Annotated in this window: 13 protein-coding genes; 7 read left to right on the top strand and 6 right to left on the bottom strand. The window is 68.7% G+C overall.

Annotated elements, in window-relative coordinates:
• Window positions 1–146 precede the first annotated feature (146 nt).
• Window positions 147–668, top strand: a complete 522-nt coding sequence (locus tag JWQ81_RS07045; protein ID WP_297538793.1) for a GtrA family protein — start codon at window positions 147–149, stop codon at window positions 666–668.
• Here JWQ81_RS07045 and JWQ81_RS07040 read toward each other — a convergent pair.
• The 5 genes from JWQ81_RS07040 to JWQ81_RS07025 form a co-directional block, all read right to left on the bottom strand.
• Window positions 583–2,775 carry a glycosyltransferase family 2 protein gene (locus tag JWQ81_RS07040; protein ID WP_297538819.1) on the bottom strand — a complete coding sequence of 731 codons (2,193 nt, stop codon included), beginning with the start codon at window positions 2,773–2,775 and terminating at the stop codon, window positions 583–585. The genes JWQ81_RS07045 and JWQ81_RS07040 overlap by 86 nt on opposite strands.
• A 5-nt stretch (window positions 2,776–2,780) precedes the next feature.
• Window positions 2,781–3,761, bottom strand: coding sequence for an NAD(P)-dependent oxidoreductase (locus JWQ81_RS07035; protein ID WP_297538791.1), 981 nt, complete (start codon window positions 3,759–3,761; stop codon window positions 2,781–2,783).
• A gap of 39 nt (window positions 3,762–3,800) precedes the next feature.
• Window positions 3,801–3,950: a hypothetical protein gene (locus JWQ81_RS07030; protein WP_297538790.1), complete on the bottom strand. Its 150-nt coding sequence runs from the start codon at window positions 3,948–3,950 to the stop codon at window positions 3,801–3,803.
• On the bottom strand, window positions 3,938–4,264 hold the full coding sequence (locus JWQ81_RS44815) for an NUDIX hydrolase (protein ID WP_366942265.1): 327 nt from the start codon (window positions 4,262–4,264) through the stop codon (window positions 3,938–3,940). The genes JWQ81_RS07030 and JWQ81_RS44815 overlap by 13 nt, the downstream gene beginning before the upstream one ends.
• 365 nt (window positions 4,265–4,629) lie before the next feature.
• Window positions 4,630–5,307, bottom strand: a complete 678-nt coding sequence (locus JWQ81_RS07025; protein ID WP_297538788.1) for a TetR/AcrR family transcriptional regulator — start codon at window positions 5,305–5,307, stop codon at window positions 4,630–4,632.
• 129 nt (window positions 5,308–5,436) lie between these two features.
• Here JWQ81_RS07025 and JWQ81_RS07020 point away from each other — a divergent pair, with 129 nt between their 5' ends.
• Genes JWQ81_RS07020 through JWQ81_RS06995 form a run of 6 tightly spaced genes read left to right on the top strand, consistent with a single transcriptional unit; the run spans window position 5,437 to window position 12,411 of the window.
• Window positions 5,437–7,119, top strand: a complete 1,683-nt coding sequence (locus JWQ81_RS07020) for an amidohydrolase (protein ID WP_297538787.1) — start codon at window positions 5,437–5,439, stop codon at window positions 7,117–7,119.
• 19 nt (window positions 7,120–7,138) lie between these two features.
• Window positions 7,139–8,797, top strand: coding sequence for an ABC transporter substrate-binding protein (locus tag JWQ81_RS07015; protein ID WP_297538785.1), 1,659 nt, complete (start codon window positions 7,139–7,141; stop codon window positions 8,795–8,797).
• The gene (locus JWQ81_RS07010; RefSeq protein WP_297538783.1) at window positions 8,770–9,741 is read left to right on the top strand and encodes an ABC transporter permease; all 972 of its coding nucleotides are present in this window, start codon (window positions 8,770–8,772) and stop codon (window positions 9,739–9,741) included. Before JWQ81_RS07015 ends, JWQ81_RS07010 begins: the two co-directional genes overlap by 28 nt.
• Window positions 9,738–10,634 (top strand): ABC transporter permease, encoded by an 897-nt coding sequence (locus JWQ81_RS07005; protein ID WP_297538780.1) that lies wholly within the window; start codon window positions 9,738–9,740, stop codon window positions 10,632–10,634. Before JWQ81_RS07010 ends, JWQ81_RS07005 begins: the two co-directional genes overlap by 4 nt.
• The gene (locus JWQ81_RS07000; RefSeq protein WP_297538778.1) at window positions 10,631–11,614 is read left to right on the top strand and encodes an ABC transporter ATP-binding protein; all 984 of its coding nucleotides are present in this window, start codon (window positions 10,631–10,633) and stop codon (window positions 11,612–11,614) included. The genes JWQ81_RS07005 and JWQ81_RS07000 overlap by 4 nt, the downstream gene beginning before the upstream one ends.
• Window positions 11,611–12,411 carry an ATP-binding cassette domain-containing protein gene (locus tag JWQ81_RS06995; protein ID WP_297538776.1) on the top strand — a complete coding sequence of 267 codons (801 nt, stop codon included), beginning with the start codon at window positions 11,611–11,613 and terminating at the stop codon, window positions 12,409–12,411. Before JWQ81_RS07000 ends, JWQ81_RS06995 begins: the two co-directional genes overlap by 4 nt.
• Window positions 12,412–12,416: 5 nt before the next feature.
• Here JWQ81_RS06995 and JWQ81_RS06990 read toward each other — a convergent pair whose 3' ends face one another.
• Window positions 12,417–13,454, bottom strand: coding sequence for a GTP-binding protein (locus tag JWQ81_RS06990; protein ID WP_297538774.1), 1,038 nt, complete (start codon window positions 13,452–13,454; stop codon window positions 12,417–12,419).
• Between the last annotated feature and the right edge of the window lie 357 nt (window positions 13,455–13,811).

The raw sequence follows: 13,811 nt of genomic DNA, 5'->3' as shown, positions 1-13,811 counted from the left end.
CCAGATTCCCGTTTTGCACTCGTCTAACCTTTGTGGTTCCGACGTTATCTATCCGGTCCTGGCTACGCCCTGTCAACGACCTGTGAGTTTCCTATGCGTTCGTGCCCCGGACGGCGGCGGCTCACGAGTGGGGTAAGACTGGGGGCATGTCGTCCCCACCGGCCACCGTCGAAACCGGCAGCCCTTCCCCGGCCGCCGAAGCGCGTCCGCGAAGGTTCGTCCGCCTGTTCCGGGCGGCGACCAGTTCAGTGGTCGCCACGGTGATCAGTCAAGTCGCGTTGCTCGTCATCCTGTCCTCGGGCGGCAGCGCCGTGGTGGCGAGCGCGGTGGCGTTCGTGGCGGGCGCGGTGCCCAATTTCCTGCTGACCCGGAGCTGGGTCTGGGGACGTCAGGGCAAACCGCGGGTCAAGACCGAGGTGGCACCCTATCTGGTGGTAATCGCCCTCGGCGGGCTGGCCTCGGTGGGTCTGACGACGCTGACGGGGCACCTGCTCGCCCCACTGGCACTGCCCGGGCTGCTGCGTGTGGTGCTGCTGGACGGCGCGTACGTGGCCAGCTACGCGATGGTGTTCGTGTTCAAATTCACCCTGCTCGACCGGGTCGTTTTTTCCCGTGACGCAGTCGCCCGCGACGCAGGACGTACTCCCGCCACCACGTCCCCGTCATGACGCGGGCGTAGTTCGCGCCGTAAACCAGCGTCCGGCCCTTCTTGCTCTTGCCGGCGTTGCGCAGCCGCATGGTCATCGGGCGTTCCAGCAGGCGTGAACGCCGGGCCGTCACCCCGAGCAGCAGTTCTGATGACTGGTACTGCGGCTCGGCCAGCGGGATCGAGCAGGCGAGCCCGGCGCGCATCCCACGGAACCCGAACGAGGTGTCGGTGATCCGCCGCAGCGTCAGCACCGAAGCCAGCACGGCGAACACCCGCACGCCTATCCAGCGCATCCGGCTGTCGGCCTCTTCGTGCCCGAGCCTGCGCGAGCCGGTGACGAAGTCAGCCGTGTCGTCGAGCAGCGGCTGGATCAGCTCGGCCATCTCACTGTTCTCGTACTGGCCGTCACCGTCGGTGGTGACGATGTACTCGGCACCGAGGTCGGCCGCCAGGTGGTAACCGAGGCGCAATGCCGCACCCTGGCCCCGGTTGCGCGGGGCGACGCAGACGTAGGCGCCGTCAGCCGCGGCGATCGCCGCCGTGTCGTCCGAGCCGCCGTCGACCACGACCAGGACCTCGACGCGCATCCCGCAGCACTCGGTGGGCATCTCCTTGAGCACGGCCCCGATGCCGTCGGCCTCGTTGTAGGCCGCGATCACCACGGTGACCGGGGCCAGCCGGAGCTCGCCGTACTGCTCATGGAACGCTTTCACCGCACCGGAATCGACGTCGTCGGGGTACGCCCCGAGCCGGCGTCGGCTCGCCGCTGTCAGCGTGGTGAACCCGAGCGCCCCGGCCAGCGGCAGCAGCACGAGCGCGGGAAGCTGGTAACGCCACGAGAATTCGAAAGCGGCCGAAGCCAGCAGGAGGAACAGGCCGGTACCCGCCGCGAACACCGCGCCCGGCCGAGCCCGTCCACGGCCCCAGAAAGCGAGCAATCCCAGTAACGCACCGATCCCGAGGAGCGTGCCCGGCGTGTATCCGCCGTTCAGCTGATAAGTACGCAGGATCGGGGCGAGATCGGTGTTCACCGAAGGCAGGATTCCGTCGTACTGCTCGGTGAACTGGTTGACCGTTTCCTGGAAGTTGAACAGCGGGTACTCCGTCTGGAACTGCCAGCGGTCCAACGGCACGTCGTCGGGCTCGGAGACGCGGGTCGGCGCGAAGCTCTTGGCGAAGTCCTTGACCACCGCCCAGACCACGTCACCGGGCTGCGCCGCCAGTACCTTGTCCGAGAACTCCTTCACCAGCCCCGACCGAGTCATCCCGGCAGGGATCGGACCGGGCCAGTTCGGGTCGACGTCGAGGTGCGCGTAGTAGTCGACACCGATCCGTTGGCCGAGCGGCTCGATGGGGCAGAACGGCTTCAGCGCGGCGTCGAGATTCAACTTGGCGCAGTCCGCGATATTGGCTGTCCGTCCATAGAGGACGTTCGACTGGGACACCGACAGTCCCCAGTTTCCGGTGGCGGACTTGAAGTATCCCGCGTAGGGCACCACAACGATGGCAAGCCCGAGCACCGCGGCACCGCACCGCACACCGATGCGACGCCAGCCCGCGCGGGTACGCCATGGCTTGCCCGCGACGATCAGGTAGACCAGCAGCGGGAGGATCAGTGTGATGCCGATGACCCGGGTCAGCACGGCGGCGCCGAGCACGATCCCGGCCAGGCCGGCGCGGCGCCAGTTCGGCTCACCCCGACCGAGCATCAGCCACAGCAGCCCGAGCAGAAGGACCTCGAAGGTCACCTCCGACATGATGTTCTGCTCGATCTGGACCTGGTAGGCGTCGAGCAGGAGCGGAGCGGCGGCCAGCGCCGACACCCAGCGGCGCGCACCGAGCCGCTGGGCCAGCGCGTAGACGCCCACCGCGACCGCGAGCCCGGCCACGTGCTGGACGGCAACGACGAACGCGAGCCCGCCGATGGCCAGCAGCGGCTTCAACACCAGGTCGTAACCGATCGGGTTCAGCTGGTCGGGCGCGAGCGGGCCGACGTTGTAGAGATAGCGGAACGAGTCGATGTAGAGCAGCGCCGGCTGATAGGCCACCCACACCAGCACGCGCAGTACGGTGCCGAGTGCGAGCAGGACGACCAGGAAGCTGTGGCGGCGCAGGAAACCGAGCAGTCGGGTCACTCCGCCGCTGCCAGGTTCCGCTGGGCCGCGTCGTATTCGGAACTCTGTTGTTTCAAAAAGTACTTCCAGGCCGTGGCGAGGCCGTCGGCGAGCGAGACCGACGGCCGGTAGCCGATCGTCTCCGCGCTGCCGGAGACGTCGACGACGACCGCGGGCATCTCGCCCGCGGGCGCGGCGACGTGCTCGACCGGCAGCGGCGCGCCGGTGACCTCGCGGACGGCCTGCACCAGCTCCAGCACCGAGACCGACCGGCCGGCGCCGACGATGGCCCGGCCGGTGTAGCCGCTGTCCCAGGCCAGCCGGATCGCGCGGACGACGTCGTCGACGTGGACCAGGTCCCGGCGCTGCTGCCCGTCCCCGTAGACCCGGATCCCGGTCCCGGCCAGCGCGGCGCGCATCATGCGCGGGACGAAACTATCCTTATGGGACATTCCGGGACCGTAGACGTTGGTGAACCGCAGGGCGCACGTCGTCATGCCGAACGCGCCGGCGTACCCGGAAAGCAGCATCTCGCACGCCGCTTTCGTCGCGCCATACGGCGTCAGCGGCTGCAGCGGCAGGTCAGGGGTGATGGTCGCGGTGCCGACGTTGCCGATGACGGCGTTGGTGGAGGCGAGCACGAACCTCGGCACCTCGCGCCGCCGGGCGAGCTCCAGCAGCTCGTGCGTGACGGCGACGTTGTCAGCGTAGGTCTGGGCCGGGAGCTCCACCGACTTCAGCACCGACGTCAGCGCGGCCAGGTGGACCACGCCGCCGATGCCGGGCGTCATCGCGGCTTCGCGGACCGCGGCGTCCCCGAGCTCGCCGACGACGACGCGGATGCCGTCGTCACCTTCGCCGTCCGGGAACGGGATCCGGTCGGCGACCGTCACGGCAACCCCGGCTTCGCGGAACGCGCGCACCACCGCGCGGCCGATGAACCCGCTGCCACCGGTGACCAGCACGGCCGTCTTGCCAGGATCGTTCGAAAGCGCCATGGCGCACAACCTACCCAGCCGCTGTGACCACCTGGTGAGTCACCGCCCACTTGGGGTCGTGTCGAGGATCATCCGATCGGCCTCAGCGGCTTCAGGCTCGCCGACGAGCGTGGCACCGGTTGCGACGAACAACCGATATACCTGCGAGCTGATGCCGGACATGGGGGTATAGGAGGTCAGCGGTTCCACGACGGACACACCTGGTAACCGGTTTCTTCCAGGACCTCCCGCCGCGCCGCTTCCGCCGGATCCTCTCCGTCGTCAGACCACCCGGCAGGGATCTCCCACCCCCATGGATCCGTGGCAAAGCGGTGCCGCCAAAGGAGCAGTACCTTGTCATTGTCAACCACGACAGTGCCGACGGACGAGCGAGGGAACCGCACCACATGGTGTTCGAAACGTCGACCACCGGCTATTTCGACTTCATCCGGGTCGACGTTCAGCCACGAGGAGGCGTAGACCCTCCGTGTGCCGTGCCTGGCCCAGCGTGACGAGTCAGCCATTGGTCAACTGCCTCCCGTGACTGTCGAATTCCCGCACTTCTACCTGCTCTGTCCAGGGCGCCAAGTAGGTCAGCAGTTCACGCGCACGATCTGCGATCGGAACGACGGCAGAACCACTGACCGATACCAGCGCTGTGGTGGCCAACCTCGAAGCTTCCTCCGGCTCCCGATCAATGGCCGATCGGTACCTCGTCGGAAGCGAGTCGAGTTCGACTGGAGACCCTGCTGGTGGCCGCACACGGAAACAGTGTGTACGTCGCCACACGGTCTGCCCCCTCGATTCTGCAGAATGTGCACGCCACGACTACTTCTCCACCACGCTGGCCGAGCCTTGCCGAGAGCGGTAATCCAGAGCCCCCGGAAACTCACACCTGTGCGGCGATGTAGGCGATGGTCGACTCCACCGACGCGCGATAGATCTGTTCGCCGGTGACCGAGACCAGGGCGTCGGCGTGGCCACGGATGGCCGGATAGCCCTCGTGCGGAAGCACGGCGTAGACCCTCGACCAGGCCGTGGTGTCCTTCTCCAGGATGTCGGGCGGCAGGGTCCTCGCGGTCGCGTTCATGCCACACAGTGAGAGCACGGTGTCGACGAACAACCGGTACAGCAACGCGGTCTTCTCCTGGGACAGCCCGAGCTTCGCCAGTGTCGACATGATGAGCTCGACCATCGACCGCTCCCCCGGGCCACCGGTGACCCTGGCGAACATCAGCGAGTACACCGCCGGGTAGGCCTGGCACTGCTCCCAGTTCGCCTCGGCGATCCGGCGCAGGACGTGCCGCCAGTCGTCGTGCTCGCCGAGGTCCACGAGGGATGCATGAGCGCGGGCGATGGTCCGGTCGCCCAGTGCGAGCACCAGCTCGTCCTTGTCGCGGAAATGCCGGTAGACCGCGGTGGCGTCCACCCCGAGCCGACTGCCGAGCCGCCGCATGGTCAGCGCGCCGGGACCTTCGCGTTCGGCGAGTTCCAGCGCGTGTTCGACGATCTTGTCCACGCTCAGCGCCGGCGCCGAACCACCCGCCTGCCGTGTCGCCTTCGTCATGCGTCCCCTTTCTCAAGCACCGGATCATCTTCGCACACCATGATGACAACAGCGTTGACAACGGTGATGTCGATGGTGTTCCATCTTGCCAACAGAGCAGCCCGATACCGGTACGACCGAAGGACGCGAATGGAGAAGCCCAGGTCACGGCCAGGTGAAGGCACGCTCGTGTTCCGAGGCGGGTCGGTGTTCACCGCCGACGCGGCCGGGTCCGCGGCCAGCGCGGTCGCGGTCGAAGACGGCCGGATCGCCGCGGTCGGCGGCGACGCCGAGGTCGCGCCCTACCTGCGCCGGGCGGACGAGGTCGTCGAGCTCGGCGGGCGCCTCGTGGTCCCCGGTTTCGTCGACGCGCACGCCCACCCGGTCCAAGGCGGACTCGAGCGGATCCGCTGCGACCTCTCCGGTGCGCACACGATCTCGGAGTACGTCACGCTCATCGGCGACTACGCGCGGGCCACCCCCGAAGCGCCGTGGATCCTCGGCGGCGGCTGGTCGATGGACGCCTTCCCGGGCGGCCTGCCGACCCGCGAACAGCTCGACGCCGCCGTAGCCGACCGCCCGGCGATCCTGCCCAACCGCGACCACCATTCCAGCTGGGTCAACACGAAAGCCCTCGAACTCGCCGGCATCGACGCCGGCACCCCGGATCCCGTCGACGGCCGGATCGAACGCGACGCCGACAGCGCACCCACCGGGCTGTTGCACGAAGGCGCCGCCGCCCTGGTAGCGAACCTCGTGCCCGCCACCACCCAGGAGGACTATGACGCCGGGCTCCGCGCGGCGCTCGACTACCTGCACTCGGTAGGCGTCGTCGGCTGGCAGGACGCCTGGCTGACGGTCGGCGAGCCCGGCCCGAGCGCGCATGACTCGTACCGCCGGGCGGCGGCTCAAGGTTGGCTCACCGCAAGGGTTTCCGGCGCGCTGTGGTGGGACAGGGCGTGCCCGCCCGACGACGTCGACGCCCAGGTCGCGCGCCTGGCCGAAATCCGCGACCAGACCGGCGACAACGACCGCTACGGCGTCCACAGCGTGAAGGTCATGCAGGACGGCGTCGTCGAGACGTTCACCGCGGCGATGCTCGAGCCCTACCTCGACCGCTGCGGGCACGCGACCGGCAACCAGGGGATCAGCTTCCTCGACGCCCAGCAGCTGACCAGGGTGACGACCGCGCTCGACGCCGCCGGCTTCCAGGTGCACTTCCACGCGCTCGGCGACCGGGCGGTGCGCGAAGTCCTCGACGCGCTGCAGGCCGCGCGGGAAACCAACGGCACCGCCGACCACCGCCACCACCTGGCGCACCTGCAGGTCGTGCACCCCGACGACGTCGGGCGGTTCCACGCCCTTGGCGCGGTGGCGAACCTGCAAGCCCTCTGGGCAGCCCACGAACCGCAGATGGACGAGCTGACCATCCCGTTCCTCGGGGCCAGGCGCGCCGGCTGGCAGTACCCGTTCGGCGACCTCTACCGGGCGGGCTCGATGCTCGCGATGGGCAGCGACTGGCCCGTCAGCAGCCCGGACCCCTTGGCCGCGATCCACGTCGCGGTGACCAGAACCGCGCCGGACGCCGAGCCCGGCTCCCCCGCACTCGGCGCCGAGCAGGCTTTGCCACTCCAAGTCGCCCTGCGCGCCTATACGGCCGGTTCGGCGTACGTCAACCGGCTCGACGGCCGCACCGGCACGATCGCCGCCGGCTACGAGGCCGACCTCGTCGTCCTCGACCGCGACCCCTTCGAGGGGCCCGTTTCCGAGATCGGCTCCACCCAGGTGGAGCGCACCTACGTTCAAGGCCGAGAGGTCTACCGGGTCGACTAAGCGTTACCCAGGAGGATCCATGTCACCGCGCAGATCGCCTCGCTCTTACGCAGTCCCGGTGGTGCTGGCCGCGACACTCGCCGTCACCGCGGCGTGCGCCTCGCCGAACGCCTTCGGTCCCTCCGGCCCAGCCGTCGTACGGGTGGCCGCGTCCACGCCCACCACCGGTACCGCGACCGGCGACGTCGACTCCGTCACCTGGTACGGCGACTACCGCCCGGTGGTCAGCCTCGACCCGCTCAAGCTCTCGGACTATCCCGAAGAGACGGTCATCCCCAACCTGTGCGAGCCGCTGTTCCGCGCGGCGCCCGACTACACGCTCTCCCCCGGCCTCGCCACGGCGTACACCGTGGTCGATCCGCTGCACGTCGACCTGACGATTCGCACCGGCGTGAAGTTCTCCGACGGCAAGCCCATGACCGCCGACGACGTCGTGTTCAGCCTCAACCGGAACCTCGACCCGCAGGTCGCCTCGAACTACTCGTACCTCTTCACGCGGGTCAAGTCGATCACCGCGACCGGCACCCACACGGTCCGCATCGACTTCACCGAGCCGGACACCACGTTCAAGACCGCACTGGGCGTTCTCGCCGGCGCGGTCGTGGAGAAGACCTTCACCCAGCAGGCGGGACAGGACTTCGGCAGCCCGCAAACCGGGGTCAGGTGCACCGGCCCGTTCACGCTCGGCTCCTACGACGGCACCAGCAAGCTCGTCCTCAACAGCAACGAAAACTATTGGGACCCCGCACATCGGGCGCACGCCAAGACGTTCACCTTCGTCTTCCCGACCGATCCCAGCGCGCTCGCGACGGGCTTGAGCTCCGGCGCGATCGACGGCGGTTTCGACATCCCGGGCGGGCTCATCGCCCAGCTGTCCTCGGCCAGCAACGGCAAGCTCTACTTAGGACAGGAAGGGTCGACGCCGATCAACGTCGACATCGTGCTCGCGAAGGCAGGCGGAACCCTGGGCGACCCTCGGGTGCGGCAGGCCCTGTCGATGGCGCTGGACCGGAAGGCCATCGGCGAGAAGCTCTTCCAAGGCGCCGCCGACGCGCTGTACAAACCCACCGGCCCGGGGTTCTGGGGCCAGCACGCCGGGGATTACAGCCCGGCGTACCAGTCCTACGAGAAACCCACGGACGTCGCTGGGGCGAAGAAACTCGTGCAGGCGGCGGGAGCTGGGGGCAAGTCTTTCTCCTTCGGCTACCCGACCGGCGACCCCCAGAGCGTCCAACTCGCGACCGTGCTCAAACAGACCGCGGAGTCGATCGGGTTGGCCGCGAACATCGTCGGCTTGCCCAGCCAGCAGTACGGCGCACTGTTCAACGACCCGAGCGCCCGCAAGCCCTACGACGCGTTCCTGACGAAGAGCTACATCGAACTGCCCGAACCGTTGCTCATGGACAAGTTCTACGGCGCACCGGAAGGCGCGGGAAACTTCTCGGGCTACGCCGACAAAACCGTGACCGACAACCTCGACCAGGCGACGCTGACCGCCGACCCGGCGGCCCGCGCGAAACTCGTCCTGACCGCTGAGGCTCAGCTCGCCAAGGATCTGCCGCTGATCCCGGTCGTGCAGCCGCGCGCGGTCGTCTTCCTGAACTCGCGGCTGACCGGCGCGACCCTGACCTTCTCCTATACGACCACGGCGTGGGCCGCCGCGATCGGCGGGAACTGATGATCGCCTTCACGCTCAAACGCCTCGCCGGGCTCGTGGTGACCCTGTTCGTCGCCAGTTTCGTCGTGTACGACAGCATCTACCTCTCGCCAGGTAGCCCCGAAACCCTCCTGTTCGGCGCGCGACAGCCGACGCCCGAGGTGCGGGCCGCGGTGCGCGCACACCTCGGTCTGGACCAGAGTTTCCTTACCCGGTACGGACATTGGCTGTCCGACATCCTGTCCGGAAACTTCGGCACCTCGTTGATTTCGCAGCAGCCCGTGGCGGAACGGATCTCCGGGCCGCTCACCATCACGCTCGCGCTCGTGGCTTACGCGGCCCTGCTGATCATCATCGTGGGTGTCGGTCTCGGGCTCGTGTCCGCGCTCAGCCCCGGCGGAGTCGACCTGGCGTTGACCGGGGTGGTGTCGATGGCGACCGCGATCCCGGCGTTCGTGGCGTCCTCGCTGACGATCTCGGTGTTCTCCGTCGGACTCGGCTGGTTCCCCGCTTACGGGCTGCAACCCAGCTTCAGCGGGTGGTTCAGCAGCCTGACCCTGCCGGCCGTCTCGCTCGCGGTCATCGCGTGCGGCCTGGTGGCCAGGGTGACCAGGGCGACCGCCCGTGAACAGGTGCTGTCCGAGCATTTCCAGACCGCGGTGTCGCGCGGGATCTCCCGGCCCCGCGCCATCCGCAGCCACGTGCTGCGCAACTCCGCGGGTCCGGTCGTCGTGATCACCGGGGTGCAGATCGCGTCGCTGTTCTCCGGCGCGGTGGTGGTCGAGCAGGCGTTCGGCCTCGGCGGGCTCGGCCAGCTGCTCATCTCTTCGGTGCAGCAGAAGGACTTCACCGTGGTCCAGGCGATCTCACTGATCATCGTGGTCGCGTTCGTGGTGCTCAACCTGCTGGCGGACCTCATCGCCGCGGCGATCGACCCGAGAGTGCGCAAAGGGGTGGCGGCATGACCGCGGTGAGACTGGCGGCTTCGAGTACCGGTAAGTCCCGGAGGGTGACCTGGCCACGGCTGGGCGCCGCCGGCTCGACGGCACTGACCGTGCTGGCCGTGGTCGTCGCCCTCGCGGTGTTCGCCCCCCTGATCGCGCCGCAGGACCCGGACCAGGGCACCCTGCTCGACGCCTTCGCGCGCCCTGGCGCGGGCCACTGGCTGGGTACCGACGCTACCGGGCGCGACATCGCATCCAGGCTGATCTACGGCGCCCGCACGAGCCTGCTCGGGCCGGCCGCGATCGTCGTGGTCTCGCTCGCGCTGAGCATCCCGCTCGGGCTCATCGCGGCCTGGCGCGGCGGCGCGGCGGCGTGGGTGATCAGCCGCGGACTCGACGTCGTGTTCGCCATTCCCGGGCTGCTGCTCGCGATCCTCGTCGCGGCACTGTTCGGGCCGGGGCTGACGGCGGCCGTCATCGCACTCGGCGTCGCCTACGTCCCTTACGTGGCAAGGCTTGTCGTCACCGCGGCGGAACACGAACGGCGGCTGCCCTACGTGCAGGCGCTCTCGGTCCAAGGACTCGGCGTCCTGCGGATCACCACCGTCCACATGCTCCGCAACCTCGCCCCGGTCATCGCCGGCCAGGCGACGGTCGCGTTCGCGTACTCGCTCATCGACCTCGCCGGGCTGTCGTTCCTCGGGCTCGGCGTGCAACCACCGCTCGCGGATTGGGGCGCCATGGTGAGCGACCGCGACGCCGTCCTGCAGGGCTATCCGGGACAGGTCATCGCCGCGAGTGTCGCGATCGTCGCGACGGCGTTGTCCCTGTTCATCCTCGGCTCGCGGCTCTCGGGCGAGCAGCCCCGGTTCTCCCGCCGCCGGCTGCGCAACCAGGAGGCGAAAGCCCAGTGAACGCTCCCCTGCTCGACGTGTCCGGCCTGACTCTGGACCTGCCCGGTGCCCACGGTTACGTGCCGATCCTTACTGGACTGGACCTTCAGGTTCGCCCAGGGGAGGCGGTCGGGATCGTCGGGGAATCCGGTTCGGGCAAGTCCATGACGCTGCGATGCATCGCAAGGCTGGCACCGGAAGGAGCCCGAATCGGCGGCAGCATCACGGTCGGCGGCCGAGACGTCTCGACGTTGAAACGCTCCGCGCTGCGTGACTACCGCCGACGGGAGACGGCGGTGATCTTCCAGGACCCGCGCTCGGCGATCAACCCGATCCAGCGCGTCGGCGACTTCCTCATCGAAACGGCACGCGACGCCGGTGCGGACGTGCCGGCAGCGCGGCGAGCGGCAGTGGACATGTTGTCCCGCATGGGAATTGTCGACCCCGAGCGGCGGATGGGCCAGTTCCCGTTCGAGCTGTCGGGCGGGCTTCTGCAGCGCGTGATGATCGCCTCGGTGCTGTTGTCCGGCCCGTCACTGATTCTCGCGGACGAGCCGACGACCGCACTCGACGTCACGACGCAGTCCGACGTCCTCGCGATCTCCGAGGAACTCCGCCGGGACAGCGGGACCGCGTTGGTGTTCGTCACGCACGACCTCGACCTGGCGCTGTCGATCTGCGACCGGGTGGTGGTGCTCTACGCGGGGACCGTGCTCGAACTCGCTGACGCCGAAACGATCCGCCACGCGCCGGCGCATCCGTACACTCGAGGGCTGCTCGCGTCGCGGCCGCCGCTGGACGAGCGGCTGGCCGAACTCCCGGTGATCGACGGCGCGCCGATCTCGGCCGCAGACGCGGGTGGCGGGTGCCCGTTCCTGGAGCGCTGTCCGTCCCGGATCCCCTTGTGTGAGAAGACAAAGCCGAAACTTCAGGCGTTCCGCGGCGGGCAGGTCCGCTGCCATCGCGCCGAGGAGCTCGCAACTGTGGGGAGCGCGTCATGACTGGGGACGTGACCGAGGACGACGTCGTGGTGCGGGTCGAACACCTGGTGAAACGCTACGGGCCGGCCGTCGTCGTCGACGACGTCTCGTTCACCGTCCGCCGCGGCCGCACCACCGCGCTGGTCGGCGAGTCCGGCGCGGGCAAGTCGACCATCGGCGCGATACTCACCGGGCTGCAGGACGCGACCTCGGGAACGGTCGAGGTGTGCGGCGAGGACCGCGGCCGGGTGGCGCGCTCCGCGCGGCTGCGCCGACACCGGGCGAGGCAGCTCCAGATCGTCCCGCAGGACCCGTTCACCTCGCTCGACCCGGCCCAGCAGGTCGGCTCGTCGTTGCGGGAAGCCGTTGCCGTGCACCACAACGGCGGCAAACGGCACTGCGCCGGACGCGCGGTGGAGCTGCTGCGGTCAGTCGGCCTCGCCGAACGGCACCTGGCGGTGACCCCGCGCCTGCTTTCGGGCGGGCAGCGTCAGCGCGTCGCGATCGCGAGGGCGCTGGCCGCTGAGCCTGACGTGCTCGTGCTGGACGAAGCGGTGTCCGCACTCGACGTTTCGGTGCAGGCACAGGTGATCAACCTCCTGTCCGCACTGCAGCGCGACACCGGCACGGCGTATCTGTTCATCACCCACGACCTCGGGGTCGTACGGCAGATCGCCGACGACGTGATCGTGCTGAAGAACGGCCGGGTCGTCGAACACGGCGACGCCGCGCAGGTATTGGACGATCCGCAGGAGGCGTACACGCGCCTGCTCCTGGCATCCACGCCGCGTCCGGGTTGGCACCCGGTCCGGCGCTAGCGCCACTAGTCGGTGTAGCGAAGGACCCGGAGCATGCTTTGTGGGTCGACCTGGTCGGGTTTGTCCTCGACGCAGGCTCCGAGCGACTTCGTGACGGCATCGACGTCGATCCCGCTGCCGATCAACACGAGCTGGGTCGTCCGCGGCTCGTCACGTCCCCAGGACGAGCGGGTGATCCGCAGATAGGAACCGACCGTGTGCACGGTGAACTTCTGCCGATGCCCGGGCAGTCCGAAGTAGACGAAGCCCTTCATCCGGTAGAGCCCGGCGGGCCGGTCGTCGAGGAAGCTCATCAGGCGACGCGGATGCAGCGCCTGGTCGGAGGTGAACGAGACGCTCTCGTACTGGGAATGCGCGTGGTGTTCGTGTTCGTGGTCGTGTCCGTCGTTGTCTTCTTCGAGCTGGTCGAACGACAGCTGGCGCGCGACGGTCTCGCGGACTGGCCTGGATCGTTCGTCGAACAGCAACTGCGGGTCGATCCGCGCCTGCACCGCCGGGACGACGGGCTTGCCGCCGCTGAGCGCCTCGACGGTGGCCAGGAGTTCCGCGCGGTCGACGTCGGCGAGGCGGTCGGTCTTGTTGAGCACCACCAGATCGGCGTAGGCGAGGTGGTGGTCCAGCTCGGGGTGCCGGACGCGGGTGCTCTCGAACTCGGCCGCGTCGACGACCTCGATCAGCCCGCCGTACTCGATCCGCTGGTTGGTGCTCGCGAGCAGGAGGCGGATCAGTTCGCGTGGTTCAGCGAGCCCGCTCGCCTCGATCACGATGACATCGATGCCCGCGGCCGGTCGCGCGAGCTTGACCAGCAGGCCGTCCATCCCCCGGGCGTCGACCGCGCAGCACAGGCAGCCGTTGCTGAGTGAGACCATCGAGTCAACCTGGCCCGCGACCGACATCGCGTCGATGTTGACGCTGCCGAAGTCGTTGACCACCACGCCGATGCGGGCGCCCTGGTTGTTGGTCAGCAGGTGGTTGAGCAGGGTCGTCTTGCCTGATCCGAGGAACCCGGCGACGAGGACGACCGGAATCCGCCCCTTCGCCACCGCGACCTCCCCGCCACTCGCCTCCCCGCGATCCTTTCACCCCGCCCCCACGCACCCCCAACCCCCCTGCCCCCGCAACTCGCCGTCGAGTTGCGATAGTTGAGCCCTCAAGGAGGGCACAAAAGTACAAAAGTGGCTCTTCGGTCGTCTGTGTGGGTGCTGGTTGCTGTGGACTGGCTGCGTTTTACCGCAGCAAGGGCCGGGTCGTGTACGGCGAATGCCGGTGTCCGGAGCTGGGTGTGGGACTCGCCGGTCTGACTGTGGGACTCGCACAGCACATGGGCGAGTCCCACACTCCGGCCCGGCGAGTCCCACGTTCACGCCGACGAGTCCCACAGTCAACGTGAACCGCCCCGG

Origin of the sequence: Amycolatopsis sp. (assembly GCF_025464955.1) — a bacterium.
Taxonomy (GTDB): domain Bacteria; phylum Actinomycetota; class Actinomycetes; order Mycobacteriales; family Pseudonocardiaceae; genus Amycolatopsis.
The sequence above is the reverse complement of the archived record's forward strand: the minus strand, read 5'-3'. Positions and strand labels throughout refer to the sequence as shown.